The organism is Asticcacaulis sp. SL142 (assembly GCF_026625745.1).
Lineage (GTDB): Bacteria > Pseudomonadota > Alphaproteobacteria > Caulobacterales > Caulobacteraceae > Asticcacaulis.
Genome location: NZ_CP113061.1, coordinates 3,495,116 through 3,513,740, shown reverse-complemented (window position 1 = coordinate 3,513,740; position 18,625 = coordinate 3,495,116). Strand labels below are relative to the sequence as shown.

The window sequence follows — 18,625 nt, the reverse complement described above, 5'->3', positions numbered from 1 at the left end:
TTTGCAGTGATACCCTCCGCACTGTTCACGCGGACATCATATAATTCAAGCATAGAGTTCTTCGAATGCTGGCATTTGCCCAAAAGCTATTCGGCTCATCCAATGAGCGTAAAGTTAAGTCCATGATGCAGCGCGCGACGCGCATTTCGGCCCTTGAGCCGAAATATAAAGCCATGAGCGACGAAGAGCTTTCGGGCCAGACAGTCCTGTTCAAGGAACGAATCGCAGGCGGCGCCTCGCTTGATTCGCTGCTGGAAGAAGCCTTTGCGGTAGTGCGCGAAGCCGCCTGGCGCACCATTGGTCAGCGCCCTTATGATGTGCAGTTGACCGGCGCCATGATCCTGCACGACGGCGGCATTGCTGAAATGCGCACCGGTGAAGGTAAAACCCTTGTCGGCACCCTGCCCGTTTATCTCAATGCGCTGGCCGGTAAGGGCGTCCACGTCATTACCGTCAACGATTATCTGGCCCGCCGCGACTGCGAGTTTATGAGCCGGGTCTATAAGTTCCTCGGCATGACCACCGGTGTGGTGGTGCAGGGCATCAGCCAGCCGGAACGCAAGGCTGCCTACAATGCCGACATCACCTACGGCACCAATAACGAGTTTGGCTTTGATTATCTGCGCGATAATCTGGTCTACAACAGCCGTGAAAAGGTTCAGCGCGGTCACAACTTCGCGATCGTCGATGAAGTCGACTCCATCCTGATCGACGAAGCACGCACCCCACTGATTATCTCCGGCCCGACCGAAGACCGCTCTGAGCTTTATAAGATCCTCGACGGCATCATGCGCGAGATGATCACCGATCCCGAAACCTTTGAACTAGACGAAAAGCAGCGTCAGGTGCTGCTGTCGGAACTGGGGTCTGAGCGCCTCGAAGAAGTGCTTGAGGCCCGCGGTCTGCTGGCTGAGGATTCGGCAGGGCTTTATGACCCGGTCAATATCTCGCTGGTTCACCATGCCAATCAGGCCCTGCGCGCCAACACGCTCTACACGGCCAATAAGGACTATATCGTCAAGGCCAATGACCGCGGCGAACACGAAGTCGTCCTGATCGACGAATTTACCGGCCGTATGATGACGGGCCGCCGTTTGTCCGAAGGTCTGCATCAGGCGATTGAAGCCAAGGAAAAGGTTGAGATCCAACCGGAAAACCAGACGCTGGCCTCGGTCACCATCCAAAACTATTTCCGCATGTATACCAAGCTCAGCGGCATGACCGGCACGGCGGCGACCGAAGCGGCGGAATTTGGTGACATCTATAAGATGGACGTACTCGAAGTCCCCACCAACCGCCCGATCAAACGTATCGATGACGACGATGAAGTCTACCGCACCGAAGCCGAAAAGCTCACCGCCATCGCCGCGCAGGTTGCCTATTGCTACAATCGCGGCCAGCCGATTCTGGTCGGCACGGCGTCGATTGAAAAATCCGAACTGCTGTCGGAGTTCCTGAAAAAATATAGCTTCAAGTCCGAAGTCTCCCGCACGGTTAAGCCTGAATATGCGGGCAAAGACGCCAAGGAACTGAATAAGCTTGGCGATGACGCCTACGACATCACCTATAAGACCGGCAAGGGCATCCCTCACAGTGTCCTGAACGCCCGCCATCACGAAAACGAAGCCTATATCATTGCCGACGCGGGTGTGCCCGGCACGGTGACCATCGCCACCAACATGGCCGGTCGCGGCACCGACATTCAGTTGGGCGGTAACGTCGATCTAAGAGTCCAGAAGTGGCTGGAAGACGAAGCTGCCGCCGGTCGTGACCCCAGCGCCGAGCAGATTCTGGCCAAACGCGGCGAGATTGAAACCAGTGTCGCAGGCCTTAAGCAAAAGGCGCTTGAGGCCGGTGGCCTGTTCGTGCTCGGCACTGAACGCCACGAAAGCCGCCGTATTGACAACCAGCTTCGCGGTCGTACCGGCCGTCAGGGCGACCCTGGCCGCTCAAAGTTCTTCCTGAGTTGCGAAGACGATCTGATGCGCATCTTTGCCGGTGACCGCCTCAACGCCATGATGAAGACGCTCGGCGTCGAAGACGGCGAAGCCATCACCCACAAACTGCTCAACTCGGCCATCGCCACCGCCCAAAAGCGCGTTGAGCAGCGCAACTACGAAATCCGTAAGAACCTGCTGAAATACGACGATGTGGTCAATGACCAGCGTAAGGCCGTGTTTGAACAGCGCCAGGAATTTATGGATTCAGAAGACCTGTCCGAACTGATCGCTGAGATGCGCGTCGATACGATTTCCGACATTGTTGAGCGCCACCTGCCGCCCAAGGCCTATGCCGAACAGTGGGATGTTGAGGGCCTGAAAGAGCGCTGCGTCGCCTTGCTTGGCCTTGACCTGCCGATCGAGGATTGGGCTAAGGAAGAAGGCATTGCCAACGAAGAAATCGAAGAACGCATCCAGAATCTAGCGGCTGAAAAAATGGCCAAGCGCCTTGAAATGCTGGGCAACGACCAGATGAAGGCGCTGGAGAAAAACTTCCTGCTGCAAATGATCGACATGCAGTGGCGCGAGCACCTGATGCACCTTGACCACCTGCGCGCGGTTATCGGCCTGCGTGGTTATGGCCAGCGTGATCCGCTCAATGAATATAAGACCGAAGCCTTCACTCTGTTTGAAACCCTGCTGATCAACCTGCGCCACAATACGACGCGGTGGCTGATGACGCTGGAGATCCGTTTTGAAGAGCCCGCCCCGCAGCCTGTCGCCTTTGATCCGCTGCAGTTTGAGGAAATTCACCTTGATCCGCTGACCGGCCACAACGAAGCCGGTGCTGATCCGTCGAGCCTGACGCCGGAACAGCGCGCGGCCTTGCCGAACTCATCACTTCCGGCCGGGTGGGAAAACACGTCGCGCAATGGCAATTGCCCTTGCGGATCGGGCAAAAAGTTCAAGCACTGCCACGGGGCGCTTGTCTGATCTCATCGAAAAGTCCTTCGCTGTCGCTCAGTGTACTTTCCGATGGATTGTTATTGTAAATTTCAGGCGTGGAGCAATCCGCGCCTGAAATTGTTTTTCGGGGGCATTCGCGCCACACTTAAGCGCTGAAATCAGAGCCATAAATTCAATCATTGCCACGGATGCACCGATTAACTATCATTAACCCTGAATTGGGGGTTGATGATGATGGGTGTGGGACTTCACAAATTAGCTGCGATATCAGCGGGCGCGATGTTTATGGCCGGTGCTGCTCAGGCTCAGGTCGTGGTTGACGACCGCCCCGTCCATGCCCCTGCGGTCATCACCGATCTGGCCCAGGACGCTCTGGCTCAGGTCAATGACACGGCCAATGCGTCTGCCGAAGCCCGTAAAATCGCGCTCTATCGTCAGTTGATGGAGCTTAACGGCACCTCACGCAATATTCGCACCATCATGCTCAACACCAAGGCGGCGGTGCGTCTGGTCATACTCGACCGCGCCAAAGCCACCTCCTTGAGCGCAGCGCAGGAACATAAACTCGATCAGATATCAGATGATATTCTCAAAGAGACCGAGTTCAGCCTGATCAACGCCGTCGCCTTATCTCAGGCAAAGGCGTTTTCCGAAGACGAAATTACCTTGCTAATCAAGGCTAACGGGTCTGAAGCCGGGATGCGCTACAATGCCGGCAAGTTCATGGCGCCGGAAGCCAGTGCTCAGCAAATTCAAACCTACATGGTCGATGCCGTGGTCAAAATCATCAAGACCTTCAAGGAACAGGTTCAGAGCTGAGGCTCTGTCGCTTAAGATATGGGGACGGCCCGGAACGGGCAATGTGGGGGTTATTTAGTGTTTAAATTCAGTCATTTGCTTATTTATGCCTTTGGGTTGATCAGTGCCGTGTCAGGTTCCGCCACCGCCGGATCGATTGATACACCCAACACCTTACCTAAGCTGATCCTTGATCCGATCCGCCAGCAGGCACTGGCACAAAAACAGCCGGTCATTGATGCCGACACCCTCAAGGCCATTATCGACAAATCAAACAAAGAGACAGAGCTTAAGGCGCAACCCTTAGTGCCTCTGCCCGGCAGCGCCCTAGATGCCAGCCAGCAAGCCGCTACCCCGGCCGAAGACCCGGCCTTTCTGGAGCGCGTCGATCTGATGCGTAAGCTGTTCGAGGTTGATGGCACAGACGAAATCACGCGCCAGTTCATCAATAATATTCACATGCGCCTCATCATTCTGGAAGTGAATAATTATATTGATATCAACTCCTTATCCGAAAGCGACAAATACCGGATCGCGGCTATCGCGGCCGTTGCGGCCACTGAATTAGGCGATAAGGTGCTCAATCTGGGTGCCCGCCAGCACGCGCTTTATCTAACCCGCGATGAGATCGTGCAACTCACCGCCGACCTTAGCAACGGCGCGCAAAAAAAGCTGACCTACATCCGCATGAACGATGACGGGGCCGTCGACAAACGGGCCGAGATCGATATGCAGATTGCCGCGCTTAAAATCATTCAGGCCTATGAGACCGCCCCCGCGGTTCCCTGAACCCGCCTCTGATCCGGCAAGCAAATCGCAATTAAAAAATGAATGATTACAGTAACCCGCTACAGCCATTCGCCTGTAGCGGGTTAAATTCTTAATAGTGGTTAAATTTTAGTAGTCGAAATCCAAATTTGCGCTACACTGCTTTACGTTAACGTCCACTAAAAACCAAGGACGGACAGCCTTAAGGGAGGCAAAACCGATGAAGTGCGTGCGTAAGGTCTTGGCGGCCGTTGCGGTCGTTTCTCTATTATCGGCAGGTGCCGTGCAGGCCCAGAATGCCATTCAATGCAAGCGTAATTGCGACAACACCTACAACACCTGTCAGAAAACCGATAAAAATTCGGATAAGTGCCTGAAATCCTGGCTGCAGTGCAAGAAAACCTGCCCGAAGTAGTTACTGCGCCCGCCCCTTGTGGCAACGCGCCGCAGGGGCGGAAATCCATAAAAGACTTTGGGCGCACGACTGAGGACTGCTATAGTGGGCAACATATTGCTCCCTGATTGAATCCGTAGCCTTCATGCCTGATCAAGCCGCACCGTCTGAAATATCGTCATCTGCGAATACGCCGCGTGAGCGGATGGTGTTTGGTCAGGGTTTTCTGAAAGACTGCTGGTACTTCGCGGCCCTGTCATCGGAACTGGTTTCCGGCAAACTGCAACGCTATGTGCTACTGGATGAACCGGTATTACTGGGCCGCGACCTGAACGGCAAAGTCTACGCCATGCGCGACATCTGCCCGCACCGCGCCGCCCCTTTGTCCGCCGGTCAGATGATAGAGGATGAGAGTGGTGCCTGCATTGTTCAATGCCCCTATCATGGCTGGACATTTGATACGACGGGCACCTGCACCAAAATACCGTCCCTGACCTCGGATCAGGCGATGGATGCCTCGAAAATCCGCGTGCGTCAGTATGCGGTGAAGGAGCAGCAGGGACTGGTCTGGGTCTATGTGACCTCAGACCCGCGCCGCACCGCCGAGCCTGATCATGAGCCCCCGACCCTGCCCGGTGTCGTCGGCGGTAAGCCCATAATTGTCGAGCGTATGGATTTCGACAGCCATATCGACCATGCGGTCGTGGGCCTGATGGACCCCGCCCATGGGCCATACGTGCATCAGCAATGGTGGTGGCGCTCATCCAGAAAACAGTTAGAAAAATCAAAGGCGTTTGCGCCGACTGAATATGGCTTTGCGATGGTGCGCCACGCCCCGTCGAAAAACTCCCGCGCTTACCGTATCTTAGGTGGTGCACCGGCGACCGAGATCACGTTTCGTTTGCCGGGCGTGCGCTATGAGCATATCGTGATCGGAGAGCGCCAGATTTTGGGGTTGACCTGTCTGACGCCGATCGATGCCAGGACCACGCGTATCACCCAGATTTTCTGGTCGGATCACAGCATTTTCCGCGCCATCACGCCGTTTTTCCGGCTGGGGGCAAAGGCCTTCCTCAAGCAGGACGGCGATATGGTCAATTTGCAGAATGAGGGCCTGAAATACGACCCCAGCCTGTTGTGGATCGACGATGCTGACACTCAGGCCAAATGGTATCAGCAGCTAAAGCGGGAATGGGTGCAGTCGCGGGCCGATAAGCGGGCGTTTGTGAACCCCGTCAAACCCACCACGCTCAAGTGGACGAGTTAATTGCCTTCCGGGCTAAACCTCCCAAAACATAAATCAAAAATCGTGAGATTTGAGTCCTATAATAGCCGGCAAGCGCCGCGGGTATAGTTAATACCCGCAAGCGCTGACTGCGTATTAGAGGGCCAAAGACCGCGATTTTGACTGGTTTTTACAGGTCTTCTTTTAAGATCGCCATTTCGAAGATGTATGAGCCCTCTTCGTCTTCGTCGACATAGACCACGCCGATGAACTCTTCGCCGATATAGACTTCCGACGAATCCTTTTGCTTGCGGGCTTTGACTTCAAGGCCCTTGGTGCCGAAGGTTTTGGTGAGGTAGTCCTGGACCTTGGTGATATCCGAAGCGTTCATCGTTTTAAGTCTCTACGTGATTGGTGAGGCATCAAAGCATGAATCCCAGCAAGCGGGGATAAACTTTGCGTTAGACGTCTATAGCGACGACCACTTCAGCGCAAACCGAAAGCTGTCCCGCCCGCAGATTTCTGGGATTAAATCACGTAGTCGTAGACCACATCCGACAAGGTCTGATCCATGCTGCGGGCCGGATCGGAGCAGGTCTTGCAGTTGATCAACTTAGCCGGCACGCCCGCCGCTGTGCAATGTTCCGGCACGGGCTTAAGCACCACGGAACCCGCGGCAATCTTGGCATGGTCGCCAATTTTAATATTGCCCAGCACCTTGGCCCCGGCCCCCAGAAGAACCCCATTCCCGATCTTGGGGTGACGGTCGCCGGTATGAGCACCGGTACCACCCAGGGTCACCCCGTGCAGCATGGAGACATCATCACCAACCACCGCCGTTTCACCGATCACAATGCCGGTACCGTGATCCATGAAGATGCCTTTGCCCATCGTCGCCGCCGGATGGATATCGATCTGGAACAGTTCCGACACACGGCTCTGGAAATGGTGGGCCATGGTAAAGCGCCCGTCCCGCCACAGCCGGTTGGCGATGCGGTAAATCTGGATCGAGATAAAGCCTTTGAAGAACATGAAGGCCTGCAGATAGCCCTTGGCGGCGGGGTCGCGCTCATAGACCGCCTGCAGGTCGCGCTCAGCGGCCTCAATCAAGGCCGTGTCCTTCGCGTAGTAATCATCAATGATCTCACGCAGGGTCATTTCGCCGAAACCCGCGTCATTAAGCTTTCGCGCAATGTGGAATGACAAAGCGCAGTTTAAGCCATCGTGGGACAATATGGTCGAATGCAGCATGGACGCCAAAGCGGGCTCAGCCTTGGCCGCCTCCAGCGCTTCGTTCCGCAGCGTATGCCAGATCGGCTTATCATTGCGCGAAATGACATCAAACTTATTGGCCATATCTTTACCTCCGGTGGGATAGGGATACATCCCTTATCCCAAGATCGCGTTAATCAGGTGCGGCGGTAAATCACCCGTAGTTGCCATATGGTGTATCCGCAACGCGCACACAACCGTCTGGGAGTCCCTGACCTGCCCGCTTATAACAGCCTTTAACAGGTCTTTGAAGGGGATGCGCCTGATTTCAAGGCTTTCGGTCTCATCCAGCGCCCCCTTAGTAGGTGTGAGGCCTGTCGCCAGATAGCCGGTGGCCACCTCGTCGGTAATGGAGTTAGACAAATCCATCTGGATGATTTCGTGCCAGTGTTCGGCTTTTAATCCGGCCTCTTCGGCCAGTTCGCGTCTGGCCCCCTCAAGCGGATCCTCACCGTCCGGCACACCGCCTTCGGGCAGTTCCCAGCTATAGGCGTTCAGCGCAAACCGTTGCTGGCCCACGATCATCACCGTGCCGTCATCAAACAAAGGCACCACCGCCACCGCCCGGTTTTTAAAGCGCGTCACGCCGTAATGGGCGGAATGGCCGGTAGGGGCTATCACGTCATAGCTTTCAACCCGCATCCACGGGTTTTCAAACACGATATCTTGCGTCAAAATTTGCCAGTCAGGACGCGCCGCCGCGGCATCAGCACTATCCCAGGGCGGCAGGTTACTATTTTTCATGAGAAAGACTCGCAATTTTCGTGACGCGCTATAATATAGTTATGGTCGGTTACAATTTGATTTTAAAGAGACATTTCCATGAGTTTACCTGATTTCGCCCCATCTGATCTGGATTTGGCCCCAATTGAATTTGGCACCCCGTTGCCGCTCATGAAATCAAAGGAAACTCTGGAACTGCTGTTGCGCCGCCGCTCAGCCCCAGCCCCGACCCTGGGTCTGCCTGCCCCGTCAGAAGATGAAATCGAGCTTCTGATCAGCATTGGCCTGCGTGTGCCCGACCACGGTAAGATCGGGCCGTGGCGGATTGTGCGCTTTACGCCCGAATCCAAAGGCCATCTGGTTGATAAATTGAAGGCACTGGCCGATAGCCGTGGCGACCGGCAGGCCGCAGGCGCGCTGCTGAAACTGTCGGCCCCACCAGAAGCCCTGCTGGTGATTTCCTCCCCCATTCAGCCGCACAAAATTCCCCTGTGGGAGCAGCAACTGTCGGCCGCCGCCATCTGCCAGAACCTGCTGATCGCGGCGGGTGCTTTGGGGTACGGCGCCAACTGGATCACCGACTGGTATTCCTACGATGCTGAGGCCAAGGAGATTCTGGGCCTGAAAGACGGCGAAGAGGTGGCGGGCTTTATCTTCCTCGGCACCCCATCCGAGGCCCCGCTGGAACGCGACCGCCCCAACTACGCCGAGCGCATCAGTTGGTGGGCAGGATCTTAGACCCTGCACCCGGAAATCAAAGGTACAAACGACCACATGACCAAATATTGCTGCGAGCGCATGGCTGACGATTTTGAGCAGGTTTGCGACCTTCATCCAGATCGCTATGAATGTCCCGACACGCTTATGGCCGAGGTGCGCGGAGGGTATGGGCTAATCATCCACGACGGAGGGAGCAGTCAAATCGAAATATCCTTTTGCCCTTGGTGCGGAACCAAGCTGCCTCCGATTGGCGACTTCAACCCTGACGACATCGACTAAATCGAGTTTGTAGGCACAGCTAAAAACTAACGGGTCAAGGGCCTGTGGCCCTTGTTATCCGCGACCGCGATATGGAGCAACCCCCGTCTCCGGCACCCAGACGCCCTTGGGGGCTTCGGACGTTTGCCAGAAGACATCGATCGGGATGCCGCCGCGCGGATACCAGTAACCGGCGATGCGCAGCCAGCGCGGGTCAAGCAGGTCTTTCAGGCGCTTGGCGATATAGATGGTGCAGTCTTCGTGGAACGCGCCGTGATTACGGAACGAGGTCAGAAACAGCTTAAGCGACTTTGATTCCACCAGCCATTCGCCCGGCACATAGTCGATGACAATATGGGCAAAGTCCGGCTGGCCCGTCACCGGACACAGGGAGGTAAACTCCGGCGCGGTAAAGCGGGCGACATAATCGACATCGGCGTGAGGATTGGGTACGCGCTCAAGCAGCGCGTCCTTGGGATCATTCGCGGAGCGGGCATCTGCGCCCAATTGAGTGAGGTTATCTGTGTAATGGCTCATGATATGGGTCTTTAATACTGCACAAAACAAAAATGAAGCGAAACTTACTACAAGCACCACAGAGGCATAAAAGAAAGACTATTATGGTATTTTATTACTAAGGTAAAATTAAGGATTGATAAACACTTATTTAAACCTATTGAAACCCATTTATTTTATAGTCTCTGCAGTGAATACTTTGGAAACTGTAACCCAATGCCGGTACCTGAACGTCTCAAAAAAGGCATGTCCTTTCCGGCCATAGCGGCACCTATGTTTCTGGTGTCCGGCCCTGAACTGGTCATCGCGACCTGTAAATCCGGGATGATAGGCACCTTCCCGGCCCTCAACCAACGCACTTCCGAAGGCTATGCTCAGTGGCTGACTGAGATCAAATCGGCACTGACACCCGATGACGCGGCGTTTGGGGTCAACCTGATCGTCCATAATACCAACACCCGCCTGATGGCTGATCTTCAGATCACCGCCCAACATAAGGTGCCGCTGGTAATTACATCTCTCGGCGCCGTCAAGGACGTGGTTGATGCTGTACATGCTTATGGTGGCGTTGTGTTTCACGATGTCATCAATGCCCGCCACGCCAAAAAGGCCGCGGAGGCCGGTGTCGATGGCCTGATCCTGGTGGCCGCCGGCGCTGGCGGTCATGCCGGCAATCAGCACCCGTTCGCCCTGATCAATGAAATCAAAAGCTTTTTCAGCGGCACCATCATCTTATCGGGCTGTATCTCGACGGGCCGCGACGTCGCGGCCGCCCTGATGGCAGGGGCTGACCTGGCCTATATGGGCACGCGCTTTATCGCCACCCGTGAGGCCCGCGCCGATGACGGCTATAAGGACATGCTGGTAGAGACCTCGGCAAAGGACATTACCTATACCGACGCCATTTCGGGAATAAACGCCAACTTCCTGACACCCTCTTTGATTGCCAACGGGCTTGATCCCGCCGCGGCCAAAGACCCGCACCACGCCATTGATATGGCGCACGAACTCAACCCTGACGCCAAAGCCTGGAAGACCGTCTGGTCCGCCGGTCAGGGGGTCGGCTCTATTCACGACATTCTGCCCGCGGCCGAACTGGTCGCGCGGTTGAAGGGGGAACTCACTGCCGCTATCGCGGATTTCAATCAACGTACCATCCTAGGGACAACCCATGCGTAAAGCTTCTCTCCTTCTCATCGCCACCACTTTTGGCGCCTCTTTGGGCGTAACCTCTGTCGTTCAAGCCGCCGAATCTGGCCCGTTCGATATAGGCGGACAAGTCAGCATCGGCAACGATGGTGTCGTCAAGGGCGTTTCGGAAACCAATGGTAATGCTCAGGCCGTTGGCACTCTAACGGTCTCAAAAGGCATGTTCTTTGCCGGAACCAAAGTCAAAAACGTCAAAGGTAGTGACGGCAGCGACGCCCAGACCCAACTGTTTGCCGGTATCAAAGGCGATATTGCGGGCTTTAAAACCGGCCTGCAATTCTTATATAAGGCTAATCAAAATGCCCGTCCCGGCGTTGATGATGATTTCTATGAGTGGCAGGGCGACATTAGCCGCACCGTCGATAAAACGACGGTGAAATACACGACCGTGTATTCAGCCGATTCATCCGGCTCCACTAAGGAAGCCTGGTGGCACGATCTGGGGGTTTCGCAAAAGCTGAACACTAAATGGACCGTGTCGGGTAGCGTCGGTCTGCGCCGCGTCACGCCAAAGAAAGATTACACAGCTTACAATCTCGGCGCGACCTATGCGCTTAATAAGACGACCAGCCTTGATATGCGCTACTACGACACTGACAAGCACGAGTACGGTAAGCGCTTTGGCGACCGGGTCGTGCTGACCCTGTCACGAAAGTTCTAAACTTCAGGCTTTCACCTGAGAAAGGCGGCCTTTGCGGGCCGCCTTTTTTATTTACGCGGCAACGGCCTTAAGCCCAGCCACCACAAGCGTAATTTGCTGTTTCATACGCTCGATCAACTCGCTGAGTTGCATCTCACCGTGAAAGCCACGGCGCAGGTTCGAAAAGCACAAATCTTCCAGAATCTCAGAGGCACATTCGATCGGGCTACCCGCGGGCAGTTCGTTGTGCTCACGCGCATAGCTCAGGCTGGCCAGCATGGTCTGGCGCACCAGGTCGCTGAGGCGGTCAATCTCATTAAACGCCGGATCCCGGCGCGCCCAATGCATCACAAAGGCCGACAGGATAAGCTGCATGTCGGTATGGGCAGCTTCATAGGTACATTTCAGTTGTTTGAGCAGGCGTTCCGTCAAAGGCAGGGTCGGATCATGGGCATCAATCATGCGCTCCAGTACGACAGCAGATTCAGCTTCGACGACCTTGATAAAAATTTCGTTCTTATCGCTGAAATTAGCAAATAGCGCGCCCGTGGATAACCCGGCTTCCTTGGCAATATCGCGCAAGGTCGCGGCTTCGAACCCGCGGTCTTTGAACAAAGCCTTGGCCGAAGCCAGAATCTTTTGGCGGTTCAGTTCTTTGGATCTGGCTCTGGCACCTAACGGCACAGTTCTCTCCTCACGCGCCAACTTCTCTTTCAACTCATAGGCCTTGTACATACGCTAACTCACACTCAGATATATCTAAAAATAAAGGCAGAGCTTACCCTAGGTAAGCCTGCCCTGAATGTCACCATATCACCTATATAGGTATACATAGCCGTCCATCCAATAGGCAAAAATCAGGTAGGCCATCGCATTACATATGGTATACGTGACACCTGCGTTAAACTGTCGCAACGCATTCGCAGTTGCAAACGATATAGTCTAACATTTATGTCCGGTTCATGGCTTTACGCCTGACAGGTGTGCACTTATGCACAAAAAGCGCTTTCGCAAAACCGGACTATGGCGTAACGGACACTTCTAGTCGAATGGATATACGATGAATACGTTTCTGACTAATCTGGCGCTCGTGGCCATGCTGAGTGTTCTGGTCGTTTTGGGGCTTGGCATTTTCAGCCTAGCCAGAGGCGGGGCGTTTCGTGAGCGCTGGTCCAATAAGCTGATGCGCCTGCGCGTACTTTTGCAGGCGGTCGCAATTATTCTGCTGTGCGTGCTGTTGTGGTGGCGGGCGCAGAACGGCTGATGGTCAAGCTGAATAAGATTTACACCCGCACCGGTGACGGCGGCGACACGGGTCTGGCTGACGGGGCGCGCCGGTTAAAATGCGATGCCCGTATCCGCGCCTTTGGCAGCATTGATGAAGCCAATTCCATGATCGGCGTGGCGCGGCTTTATGTCGCTGGCTTTGACGGTTTCGATGCGCTTCTGGCGCAAGTTCAGAACGATTTGTTCGATCTGGGGGCCGATCTGGCGGTGCCCGAAGACGGCCAGCCTAAGTCCTGGACGCCGATCCGTATCAAGGCCGCTCAGGTCACAGCTCTTGAAGCCGCTATCGATAGTTATAACGCCGAACTGTCGCCGCTAAATTCGTTTATCCTGCCCGCCGGAAATCCTTTGAGTGCGCACCTGCATCTGGCGCGCACCATAGCCCGCCGTGCTGAAAGCGATCTGGTGGCGCTGACGCATACACCCGATGAAGTCGTAAATCCCGAAGCGCTGAAATATCTCAACCGGCTGTCAGATCTTCTGTTTGTACTTGCCCGCTATGCCAACAACAAGGGCGCGGATGATGTGCTGTGGGTGCCGTCGACTTAGTTCTCTCTCCCCGCTCGCGGGGAGAGGGTTAGGGTGAGGGGCCAAACTTGGAAGAGGCGCTTCCGTAAGATTAAGGCTCTCCGTCTTTCCAGCGCTTGAAGGATTCCGTTTTGATATCCTGCTTATTAAGCAAGTGCCTGTAACTAAAGTATTTTAACAAATGAAAGATGCCTGCGCTCAGCCAGATCAGGACCACGCCGACAACTAAGAAGATGACAAACAATCGTCCCTGAAAAGCCAGCCTGTCCAGGTCAAAGCCATCGAACAGAATATTGCTGATAACAGGTACTGCCATTGCCACAGACAAAAGCTTGAGCAACCATATACTCCACCTGATTGCCCCCATGTCTCGGCGCCCTACTGCGTTGCAGCCTCTTTCTCGATAACCGGGGCCTTGGCGCCCGGAGCGGAATTGTTAACCGTCGGGGCCTGCTCGGTTGGCCAGTGGATTTCACGGCCTTCGCCGGCTGGTCGGCCGGTGATCGTTGGAAGGTAAACCGGTGCGCGGCAGATGCGGTACTCATTCGACCACCACGCCCCTTTGGCCTCGCATTTTTTGCGCGGGATTTCGTACAGGGCCGTATAGACCCATGCCCCCGCCGACGCGAAAATAAACACGATCAGCGCGATAATCTTGATGCGCATGATCAGATTATTTTTCATGGGTCGTCCTTCTTAAAGTTGCTCACGCTGGTTTAGGGCGTGGCAAAGGTGGTGTCAAAGCCATCAGGGCTGGTGCAAATTGACTTTAGGGCACCGCAAATTACTGTGAAATGCCCTGAATTTCCGGCTGTTATGTATCTCTTTGATTGACTTTGGCAAGCAGGCTCGTCACTTATCTCGACCGAAATCTGAAGAGTAAAGACTCTTAAGATACGTTTGAAACGATAAAGCTTATTGCCGCTGCGGTATGTCAATTTTACGGCCACCGCAAAGGCTTCATGTCTTAAGGTGAGAGACTGATGAAAATTCTGGTCCCCGTTAAGCGGGTCATAGATTACAACGTCAAGGTACGCGTCAAGGCCGATCAGACCGGCGTCGATCTGGCCAATGTCAAGATGTCGATGAACCCGTTTGACGAAATCGCCGTCGAAGAGGCTGTGCGTCTCAAAGAAGCGGGCATTGCCACCGAAATCGTCGCGGTCTCCATTGGCGTGGCCCAGTGCGAGGCCATACTGCGAACGGCCCTGGCTATGGGCGCTGATCGCGGCCTGCTGATCCAGACCGATCAGGATATCGAGCCGCTCGGCATCGCCAAGCTGCTCAAGGCCGTGATTGCTGAAGAAAACCCGAATATCGTCCTGATGGGCAAGCAGGCCATTGATGGCGACAACAACGCCACCGGCCAGATGTTGTCGACACTGCTCGGCTGGCCGCAGGCGACCTTTGCGTCAAAGGTGGTCATCGAGGGTGATGAGGCCAAAGTGACCCGCGAAGTCGACGGCGGCCTGCAAACCTTAGAGGTGAAGCTACCGGCGGTCATCACCACCGACCTGCGCCTCAATGACCCGCGCTATGCCTCCCTGCCCAACATCATGAAGGCTAAGAAAAAGCCGCTCGATACGAAACAGGTGGCTGATTACGGCATCGATGTCGCCCCGCGCCTTAAGGTGCTGAAAGTGGCCGAACCGCCCAAGCGGTCGGCGGGCATCAAGGTCGCCGACGCCAACGCCCTGGTCGCCCATCTGAAAACTGCGGGAGTGCTGTAATATGGCTGTTTTAGTTATTGCCGACCACGACGGCGCGCACTTACGCGATACCACCCTTAAGGTTCTGAGCGCCGCCAAAGCCCTGTCGCCTGACATCGACGTGCTGGTTTATGGTGCGGGCTCGGCGACCGTAGCCGTTCAGGCCGCCAAAGCCGACGGCGTGCGCAAAGTGCTGACCGCTGAGAGTGCAGGCCTGAACGCCGATATCGCCGAAGATGTCGCCGCACTGATCGCAGGCCTTGCCGCCAGTTATGACACTATTGCCATTCCGGCGACGGCGGCGGGCAAGAACTTTGCCCCGCGCATTGCGGCTCTTCTGGATGTTTCCATCATCTCTGATGTGATGGAAGTCGTTGATGCCAATACGTTTGTGCGCCCGATCTATGCGGGTAATGCGCTGGAAACCGTGCAGACCTCGGATACCAAAAAAGTTCTGACCGTCCGTCCGACCAGCTTTGCGGCGGTGGCCGCTGACGGCGGTTCGGCCTCGGTTGAAGCCGCGTCAGCTGCGGCCGATTTTGCAGGCACGCGCTTTGTCGGCGAAGAAAAAGTCACCTCCGACCGCCCGGAACTGGGGGCGGCCAAGGTCGTCGTCTCCGGCGGACGGGCGCTGGGTTCCGCCGAGGAGTTTCATGCGGTGATCGAGCCTCTGGCCGATAAGCTGGGGGCTGCCGTCGGGGCCTCACGGGCGGCGGTCGATGCCGGTTATGCGCCCAACGACTATCAGGTCGGCCAGACCGGTAAGGTTGTGGCCCCGGCCCTTTATATCGCCGTGGGTATTTCAGGTGCCATTCAGCATCTGGCCGGGATGAAGGATTCCAAGGTTATCGTTGCCATCAACAAAGACCCCGAAGCGCCGATCTTCCAGATCGCGGATTATGGTCTGGTCGAAGACTATAAAACCGCCGTTCCGGCCCTGATGGCTGCCCTCGGTTAAGGGACAGGCATCTATAAAATTGCAAATCCCTCAGAGCCCGCCCTCAAGCTGGCTCTGGGGGATTTTCTTTTGGGCTTGATTGTGCGGTCAGGCCCTATAGTCTTACAGATACAGTTTTGTAGCAGGTGTAATGGTGATTATGAATATCAAGTCAGTGGGCATTATCGGCGCGGGTCAGATGGGGGCAGGTATCGCTCAGGTTTGCGCTCAGGCGGGTTACACGGTGCTGCTGCATGACCAAAAGATCGACGCCGTCCACGCTGCCCTTGAAAAGATCAATAAGGGCTTCAATCGCCTGATCGAAAAAGAGGTCATTACGCCGGACGACGCCAAGGCCAGCATGGGCCGCCTGCAACCGGCAGCGTCCGCCCATGACCTGAAAGACTGCGATCTGGTGATCGAAGCCGCCACCGAAAATGAAGAGATCAAAAAAGCCATCTTCAAATCGGTCAGTGAGCACTTAAAACCTGACGCTATTCTGGCCTCCAACACTTCCTCCATTTCGATCACGCGCTTAGCCGCCGCGTCCGATCGTCCGGGCAAGTTTATCGGTCTGCACTTCATGAACCCGGTGCCGGTGATGAAGCTGGTCGAGATTATTCGCGGCATCGCCACCGACCCCGAAACCTATCAGGCCGCCGTCGAATTTGCGCAAAGCTTAGGCAAGATCACCGCCAATTCCGAAGATTACCCGGCCTTTATCGTCAACCGCGTCCTGATCCCCATGATCAATGAGGCGATCTATACCCTGTACGAAGGCGTCGGCACGGTCGAGGCTATCGACACAGCTCTGAAACTTGGGGCCAATCACCCGATGGGGCCGCTGGAGCTTGGCGATTTCATTGGGCTTGATACGGTGCTGGCGATCATGGAAATGCTGCATGACGGTCTGGCGGATTCCAAGTATCGGCCCTGCCCGCTGCTGGTGAAGTATGTCGAGGCTGGCTGGCTGGGACGTAAAACCGGACGCGGCTTTTACGACTATCGCGGCGAAAAGCCGATACCTACCCGTTAAGACAAGAGCCCTGCGTGCTTCAGCTTAGACAACCCGCCTTTCCATGGATGGTCACCAGCCTGATCGGGGCGATGGTGTTGCACGGCTGTGTGTGGTTTTTCGCGCGTCTGCTGGCTCCACAGGGTGCCGATGCCGTGGTTGAAACCCAAAGGCAGATCGGGCTTGGGTTCTTCTGGATGGTCGGGGCCCTGGCCCTGTGGTCGCTCAAGGTGCCCAAATCGCGCCTGAAGGCCGTCGTGATGGGATTGACCTGCGCAGGGCTGATCGGCCTACTGGGCAGTGCCTTGGCGTTCGGGCAGTTTCTGCTGCACCATAAGGTCCCCGCGACATCGCACAACCTCATCCCCTTTGCCGGCTTCAGCCTGTTGATGGTGGTGGCGCAACTGGTACTGGCCATTCCGGCAGCCATTACCCTGCAACAGATAGCCCTGAAACGCACCCCGCCCGACACAGCGGTTCCCCATGTCTGACGCTGCACCCCGCCGTATTGTCTATCTCGACATCGTGCGGGGCCTGAGCATTCTGGGCATATTGTTTGTCAATGCCATAGCCTTTGCCATGCCGATGCATGTCTATGTCAACCCGGCCCTGTCGCCGCTGGGTATGACGTCCGCCGACATCGCCGTGTGGTGGGTTGATGAGGTCTTTTTCACCGGCAAGTTCATCACAATTTTTTCCATGCTTTTCGGCGTCAGCCTCCATCTGATCAGCGCATCAGAACCGGACGACATGCCATTGACCGGGCGGGTGATCGGCAGACGGTTGGGTTGGATGGTGATCTTTGGCCTGATCCACGGCGCGCTGATCTGGTACGGCGATATTTTGCTGCTCTATGCTATATGCGGGTTTGTCTTTTTCAGTTGGCGTAATCTGGGGGCTAAAGCCTTGCTGGTCGCGGGCAGCGCGCTTTATCTGGTCGGCAACGGCATCATCCTGTGGCCCGCGATTAATGACGGCATCGGGGTTATACCTGAACCGTCCATGCCCCTGCCCGATCTGTTGAATCCGATCATTGAGCAGATGCGTTCAGGCTTTTCCGGTTCACTGAGCGGTAATTTCGCCATGTGGTCGCAAAGCATCGTCAATGAAATCCTGTTCTACCTGCCGGTGACGATCGGGCTGATGATGATGGGTCTGGGCCTGTTCAAATCCGGCTTTTTCAGGGGCGAGAGCCGGACGGCCACCTATGCCACGGTCATCGCCCTTGCCGGGGTCAGTCTTGCCGTGATCGGCTGGCAGGCCGCCGTGATCATTAGTGAGGGCTTTCCCGCCGTTCGGATTATGGGGCTTTATGCCGTCGCCAATGAATATCTGTCGATCATCGTCAGTCTGGGCTATGTGTCGGCCCTGATACTGATCGCTCGGACACCGTGGGGGCTTAGGCTGTTGTCGCCTCTGCGTGATGCCGGTCGTATGGCCTTCACCAATTACCTGCTGCAATCGCTGATTATGACAGTGATATTTTACGGTGGTCGCGCCCCGCAAAGCTGGGGGCTTGGGCTATATGGCACGGTTGGCAATGCGGGCCTTGTGCCGATTGTCGTCGCCATCTGGGTGGGCCAGCTTATCTTCAGCCACCTGTGGATGCGTGCCTTCCGCTATGGGCCGTTCGAGTGGGTGTGGCGGTGTCTAAGCCATCAGCGGTTTGTGGCTATTTTGAAATAAAAGTACCCCTCCGTCACGCCGCTAAAGCGTCGCG

The 18,625-nt window shown here is 55.6% G+C and carries 23 protein-coding genes; 16 read left to right on the top strand and 7 right to left on the bottom strand.

Annotated features, from left to right (window positions below; genetic code table 11):
• The first annotated feature begins 65 nt into the window (after nt 1–65).
• The 5 genes from secA to OVA03_RS16045 all read left to right on the top strand — a co-directional run bounded on the left by secA (nt 66) and on the right by OVA03_RS16045 (nt 6,133).
• Nucleotides 66–2,933: a preprotein translocase subunit SecA gene (gene secA, locus OVA03_RS16065; protein ID WP_267526038.1), complete on the top strand. Its 2,868-nt coding sequence runs from the start codon at nt 66–68 to the stop codon at nt 2,931–2,933.
• 258 nt (nt 2,934–3,191) lie between these two features.
• On the top strand, nt 3,192–3,725 hold the full coding sequence (locus OVA03_RS16060; RefSeq protein WP_267526037.1) for a hypothetical protein: 534 nt from the start codon (nt 3,192–3,194) through the stop codon (nt 3,723–3,725).
• A 57-nt stretch (nt 3,726–3,782) separates the two neighbouring features.
• A complete protein-coding gene (locus OVA03_RS16055; RefSeq protein WP_267526036.1) occupies nt 3,783–4,493 on the top strand; it encodes a hypothetical protein in 711 nt (236 codons plus the stop codon).
• A 199-nt stretch (nt 4,494–4,692) separates the two neighbouring features.
• Nucleotides 4,693–4,887: a hypothetical protein gene (locus OVA03_RS16050; RefSeq protein ID WP_267526035.1), complete on the top strand. Its 195-nt coding sequence runs from the start codon at nt 4,693–4,695 to the stop codon at nt 4,885–4,887.
• A gap of 124 nt (nt 4,888–5,011) precedes the next feature.
• The gene (locus tag OVA03_RS16045; protein WP_267526034.1) at nt 5,012–6,133 is read left to right on the top strand and encodes an aromatic ring-hydroxylating oxygenase subunit alpha; all 1,122 of its coding nucleotides are present in this window, start codon (nt 5,012–5,014) and stop codon (nt 6,131–6,133) included.
• 148 nt (nt 6,134–6,281) lie between these two features.
• Here the strand turns inward: OVA03_RS16045 and OVA03_RS16040 are convergent, their stop codons facing one another.
• The 3 genes from OVA03_RS16040 to OVA03_RS16030 form a co-directional block, all read right to left on the bottom strand.
• Nucleotides 6,282–6,482: a DUF3126 family protein gene (locus tag OVA03_RS16040; RefSeq protein WP_267526033.1), complete on the bottom strand. Its 201-nt coding sequence runs from the start codon at nt 6,480–6,482 to the stop codon at nt 6,282–6,284.
• Nucleotides 6,483–6,619: 137 nt separating this feature from the next.
• A complete protein-coding gene (cysE, locus tag OVA03_RS16035; RefSeq protein WP_267526032.1) occupies nt 6,620–7,447 on the bottom strand; it encodes a serine O-acetyltransferase in 828 nt (275 codons plus the stop codon).
• 33 nt (nt 7,448–7,480) lie between these two features.
• Nucleotides 7,481–8,107 carry an NUDIX domain-containing protein gene (locus tag OVA03_RS16030; protein ID WP_267526031.1) on the bottom strand — a complete coding sequence of 209 codons (627 nt, stop codon included), beginning with the start codon at nt 8,105–8,107 and terminating at the stop codon, nt 7,481–7,483.
• Between the two features lie 78 nt (nt 8,108–8,185).
• Between OVA03_RS16030 and OVA03_RS16025 the strand changes: the two genes are divergently transcribed.
• Together OVA03_RS16025 and OVA03_RS17085 are read left to right on the top strand one after the other, a co-directional pair.
• Nucleotides 8,186–8,824 (top strand): nitroreductase family protein, encoded by a 639-nt coding sequence (locus tag OVA03_RS16025; RefSeq protein ID WP_267526030.1) that lies wholly within the window; start codon nt 8,186–8,188, stop codon nt 8,822–8,824.
• 36 nt (nt 8,825–8,860) lie between these two features.
• Complete coding sequence (locus OVA03_RS17085; RefSeq protein WP_420710436.1) at nt 8,861–9,085, top strand: DUF6980 family protein; 225 nt, start codon at nt 8,861–8,863, stop codon at nt 9,083–9,085.
• A 54-nt stretch (nt 9,086–9,139) separates the two neighbouring features.
• Here OVA03_RS17085 and queF read toward each other — a convergent pair whose 3' ends face one another.
• Nucleotides 9,140–9,601, bottom strand: coding sequence for a preQ(1) synthase (gene queF, locus OVA03_RS16020; protein WP_267526029.1), 462 nt, complete (start codon nt 9,599–9,601; stop codon nt 9,140–9,142).
• Nucleotides 9,602–9,796: 195 nt separating this feature from the next.
• Between queF and OVA03_RS16015 the strand changes: the two genes are divergently transcribed.
• Together OVA03_RS16015 and OVA03_RS16010 are read left to right on the top strand one after the other, a co-directional pair.
• A complete protein-coding gene (locus OVA03_RS16015; RefSeq protein WP_267526028.1) occupies nt 9,797–10,759 on the top strand; it encodes an NAD(P)H-dependent flavin oxidoreductase in 963 nt (320 codons plus the stop codon).
• Nucleotides 10,752–11,450 (top strand): TorF family putative porin, encoded by a 699-nt coding sequence (locus tag OVA03_RS16010; protein ID WP_267526027.1) that lies wholly within the window; start codon nt 10,752–10,754, stop codon nt 11,448–11,450. Before OVA03_RS16015 ends, OVA03_RS16010 begins: the two co-directional genes overlap by 8 nt.
• A gap of 51 nt (nt 11,451–11,501) precedes the next feature.
• On the opposite strand, the gene OVA03_RS16005 is transcribed toward OVA03_RS16010, so the two are convergent.
• Entirely contained in the window at nt 11,502–12,164 is a 663-nt protein-coding gene (locus tag OVA03_RS16005; RefSeq protein ID WP_267526026.1) for a TetR/AcrR family transcriptional regulator, read from the bottom strand.
• 325 nt (nt 12,165–12,489) lie between these two features.
• Between OVA03_RS16005 and OVA03_RS16000 the strand changes: the two genes are divergently transcribed.
• Together OVA03_RS16000 and OVA03_RS15995 are read left to right on the top strand one after the other, a co-directional pair.
• Entirely contained in the window at nt 12,490–12,693 is a 204-nt protein-coding gene (locus tag OVA03_RS16000; protein WP_267526025.1) for a twin transmembrane helix small protein, read from the top strand.
• On the top strand, nt 12,693–13,265 hold the full coding sequence (locus OVA03_RS15995; protein ID WP_267527745.1) for a cob(I)yrinic acid a,c-diamide adenosyltransferase: 573 nt from the start codon (nt 12,693–12,695) through the stop codon (nt 13,263–13,265). The genes OVA03_RS16000 and OVA03_RS15995 overlap by 1 nt, the downstream gene beginning before the upstream one ends.
• Nucleotides 13,266–13,335: 70 nt before the next feature.
• Here the strand turns inward: OVA03_RS15995 and OVA03_RS15990 are convergent, their stop codons facing one another.
• Nucleotides 13,336–13,584, bottom strand: a complete 249-nt coding sequence (locus OVA03_RS15990) for a hypothetical protein (protein ID WP_267526024.1) — start codon at nt 13,582–13,584, stop codon at nt 13,336–13,338.
• A 38-nt stretch (nt 13,585–13,622) separates the two neighbouring features.
• Nucleotides 13,623–13,928 carry a hypothetical protein gene (locus OVA03_RS15985; protein WP_267526023.1) on the bottom strand — a complete coding sequence of 102 codons (306 nt, stop codon included), beginning with the start codon at nt 13,926–13,928 and terminating at the stop codon, nt 13,623–13,625.
• 299 nt (nt 13,929–14,227) lie between these two features.
• Between OVA03_RS15985 and OVA03_RS15980 the strand changes: the two genes are divergently transcribed.
• The 5 genes from OVA03_RS15980 (at nt 14,228) to OVA03_RS15960 (ending at nt 18,591) form a co-directional block, all read left to right on the top strand.
• Entirely contained in the window at nt 14,228–14,974 is a 747-nt protein-coding gene (locus OVA03_RS15980; protein ID WP_267526022.1) for an electron transfer flavoprotein subunit beta/FixA family protein, read from the top strand.
• 1 nt (nt 14,975) lies between these two features.
• Nucleotides 14,976–15,911, top strand: a complete 936-nt coding sequence (locus OVA03_RS15975) for an electron transfer flavoprotein subunit alpha/FixB family protein (RefSeq protein ID WP_267526021.1) — start codon at nt 14,976–14,978, stop codon at nt 15,909–15,911.
• 136 nt (nt 15,912–16,047) lie between these two features.
• Complete coding sequence (locus OVA03_RS15970) at nt 16,048–16,926, top strand: 3-hydroxybutyryl-CoA dehydrogenase (protein WP_189486420.1); 879 nt, start codon at nt 16,048–16,050, stop codon at nt 16,924–16,926.
• A 14-nt stretch (nt 16,927–16,940) separates the two neighbouring features.
• A complete protein-coding gene (locus OVA03_RS15965; protein WP_267526020.1) occupies nt 16,941–17,396 on the top strand; it encodes a hypothetical protein in 456 nt (151 codons plus the stop codon).
• Nucleotides 17,389–18,591, top strand: a complete 1,203-nt coding sequence (locus OVA03_RS15960; RefSeq protein ID WP_267526019.1) for a DUF418 domain-containing protein — start codon at nt 17,389–17,391, stop codon at nt 18,589–18,591. Before OVA03_RS15965 ends, OVA03_RS15960 begins: the two co-directional genes overlap by 8 nt.
• Nucleotides 18,592–18,625: the final 34 nt, after the last annotated feature.

Coding starts and splice junctions, on each gene's coding strand:
- secA (WP_267526038.1), top strand. CDS start 66: ATGCTGGCATTTGCCCAAAAGCTATTCGGCTCATCCAATGAGCGTAAA.
- OVA03_RS16060 (WP_267526037.1), top strand. CDS start 3,192: ATGGCCGGTGCTGCTCAGGCTCAGGTCGTGGTTGACGACCGCCCCGTC.
- OVA03_RS16050 (WP_267526035.1), top strand. CDS start 4,693: ATGAAGTGCGTGCGTAAGGTCTTGGCGGCCGTTGCGGTCGTTTCTCTA.
- OVA03_RS16045 (WP_267526034.1), top strand. CDS start 5,012: ATGCCTGATCAAGCCGCACCGTCTGAAATATCGTCATCTGCGAATACG.
- OVA03_RS16040 (WP_267526033.1), bottom strand. CDS start 6,482: ATGAACGCTTCGGATATCACCAAGGTCCAGGACTACCTCACCAAAACC.
- cysE (WP_267526032.1), bottom strand. CDS start 7,447: ATGGCCAATAAGTTTGATGTCATTTCGCGCAATGATAAGCCGATCTGG.
- OVA03_RS16030 (WP_267526031.1), bottom strand. CDS start 8,107: ATGAAAAATAGTAACCTGCCGCCCTGGGATAGTGCTGATGCCGCGGCG.
- OVA03_RS16025 (WP_267526030.1), top strand. CDS start 8,186: ATGAGTTTACCTGATTTCGCCCCATCTGATCTGGATTTGGCCCCAATT.
- OVA03_RS17085 (WP_420710436.1), top strand. CDS start 8,861: ATGACCAAATATTGCTGCGAGCGCATGGCTGACGATTTTGAGCAGGTT.
- queF (WP_267526029.1), bottom strand. CDS start 9,601: ATGAGCCATTACACAGATAACCTCACTCAATTGGGCGCAGATGCCCGC.
- OVA03_RS16015 (WP_267526028.1), top strand. CDS start 9,797: ATGCCGGTACCTGAACGTCTCAAAAAAGGCATGTCCTTTCCGGCCATA.
- OVA03_RS16010 (WP_267526027.1), top strand. CDS start 10,752: ATGCGTAAAGCTTCTCTCCTTCTCATCGCCACCACTTTTGGCGCCTCT.
- OVA03_RS16005 (WP_267526026.1), bottom strand. CDS start 12,164: ATGTACAAGGCCTATGAGTTGAAAGAGAAGTTGGCGCGTGAGGAGAGA.
- OVA03_RS16000 (WP_267526025.1), top strand. CDS start 12,490: ATGAATACGTTTCTGACTAATCTGGCGCTCGTGGCCATGCTGAGTGTT.
- OVA03_RS15995 (WP_267527745.1), top strand. CDS start 12,693: ATGGTCAAGCTGAATAAGATTTACACCCGCACCGGTGACGGCGGCGAC.
- OVA03_RS15985 (WP_267526023.1), bottom strand. CDS start 13,928: ATGAAAAATAATCTGATCATGCGCATCAAGATTATCGCGCTGATCGTG.
- OVA03_RS15980 (WP_267526022.1), top strand. CDS start 14,228: ATGAAAATTCTGGTCCCCGTTAAGCGGGTCATAGATTACAACGTCAAG.
- OVA03_RS15975 (WP_267526021.1), top strand. CDS start 14,976: ATGGCTGTTTTAGTTATTGCCGACCACGACGGCGCGCACTTACGCGAT.
- OVA03_RS15960 (WP_267526019.1), top strand. CDS start 17,389: ATGTCTGACGCTGCACCCCGCCGTATTGTCTATCTCGACATCGTGCGG.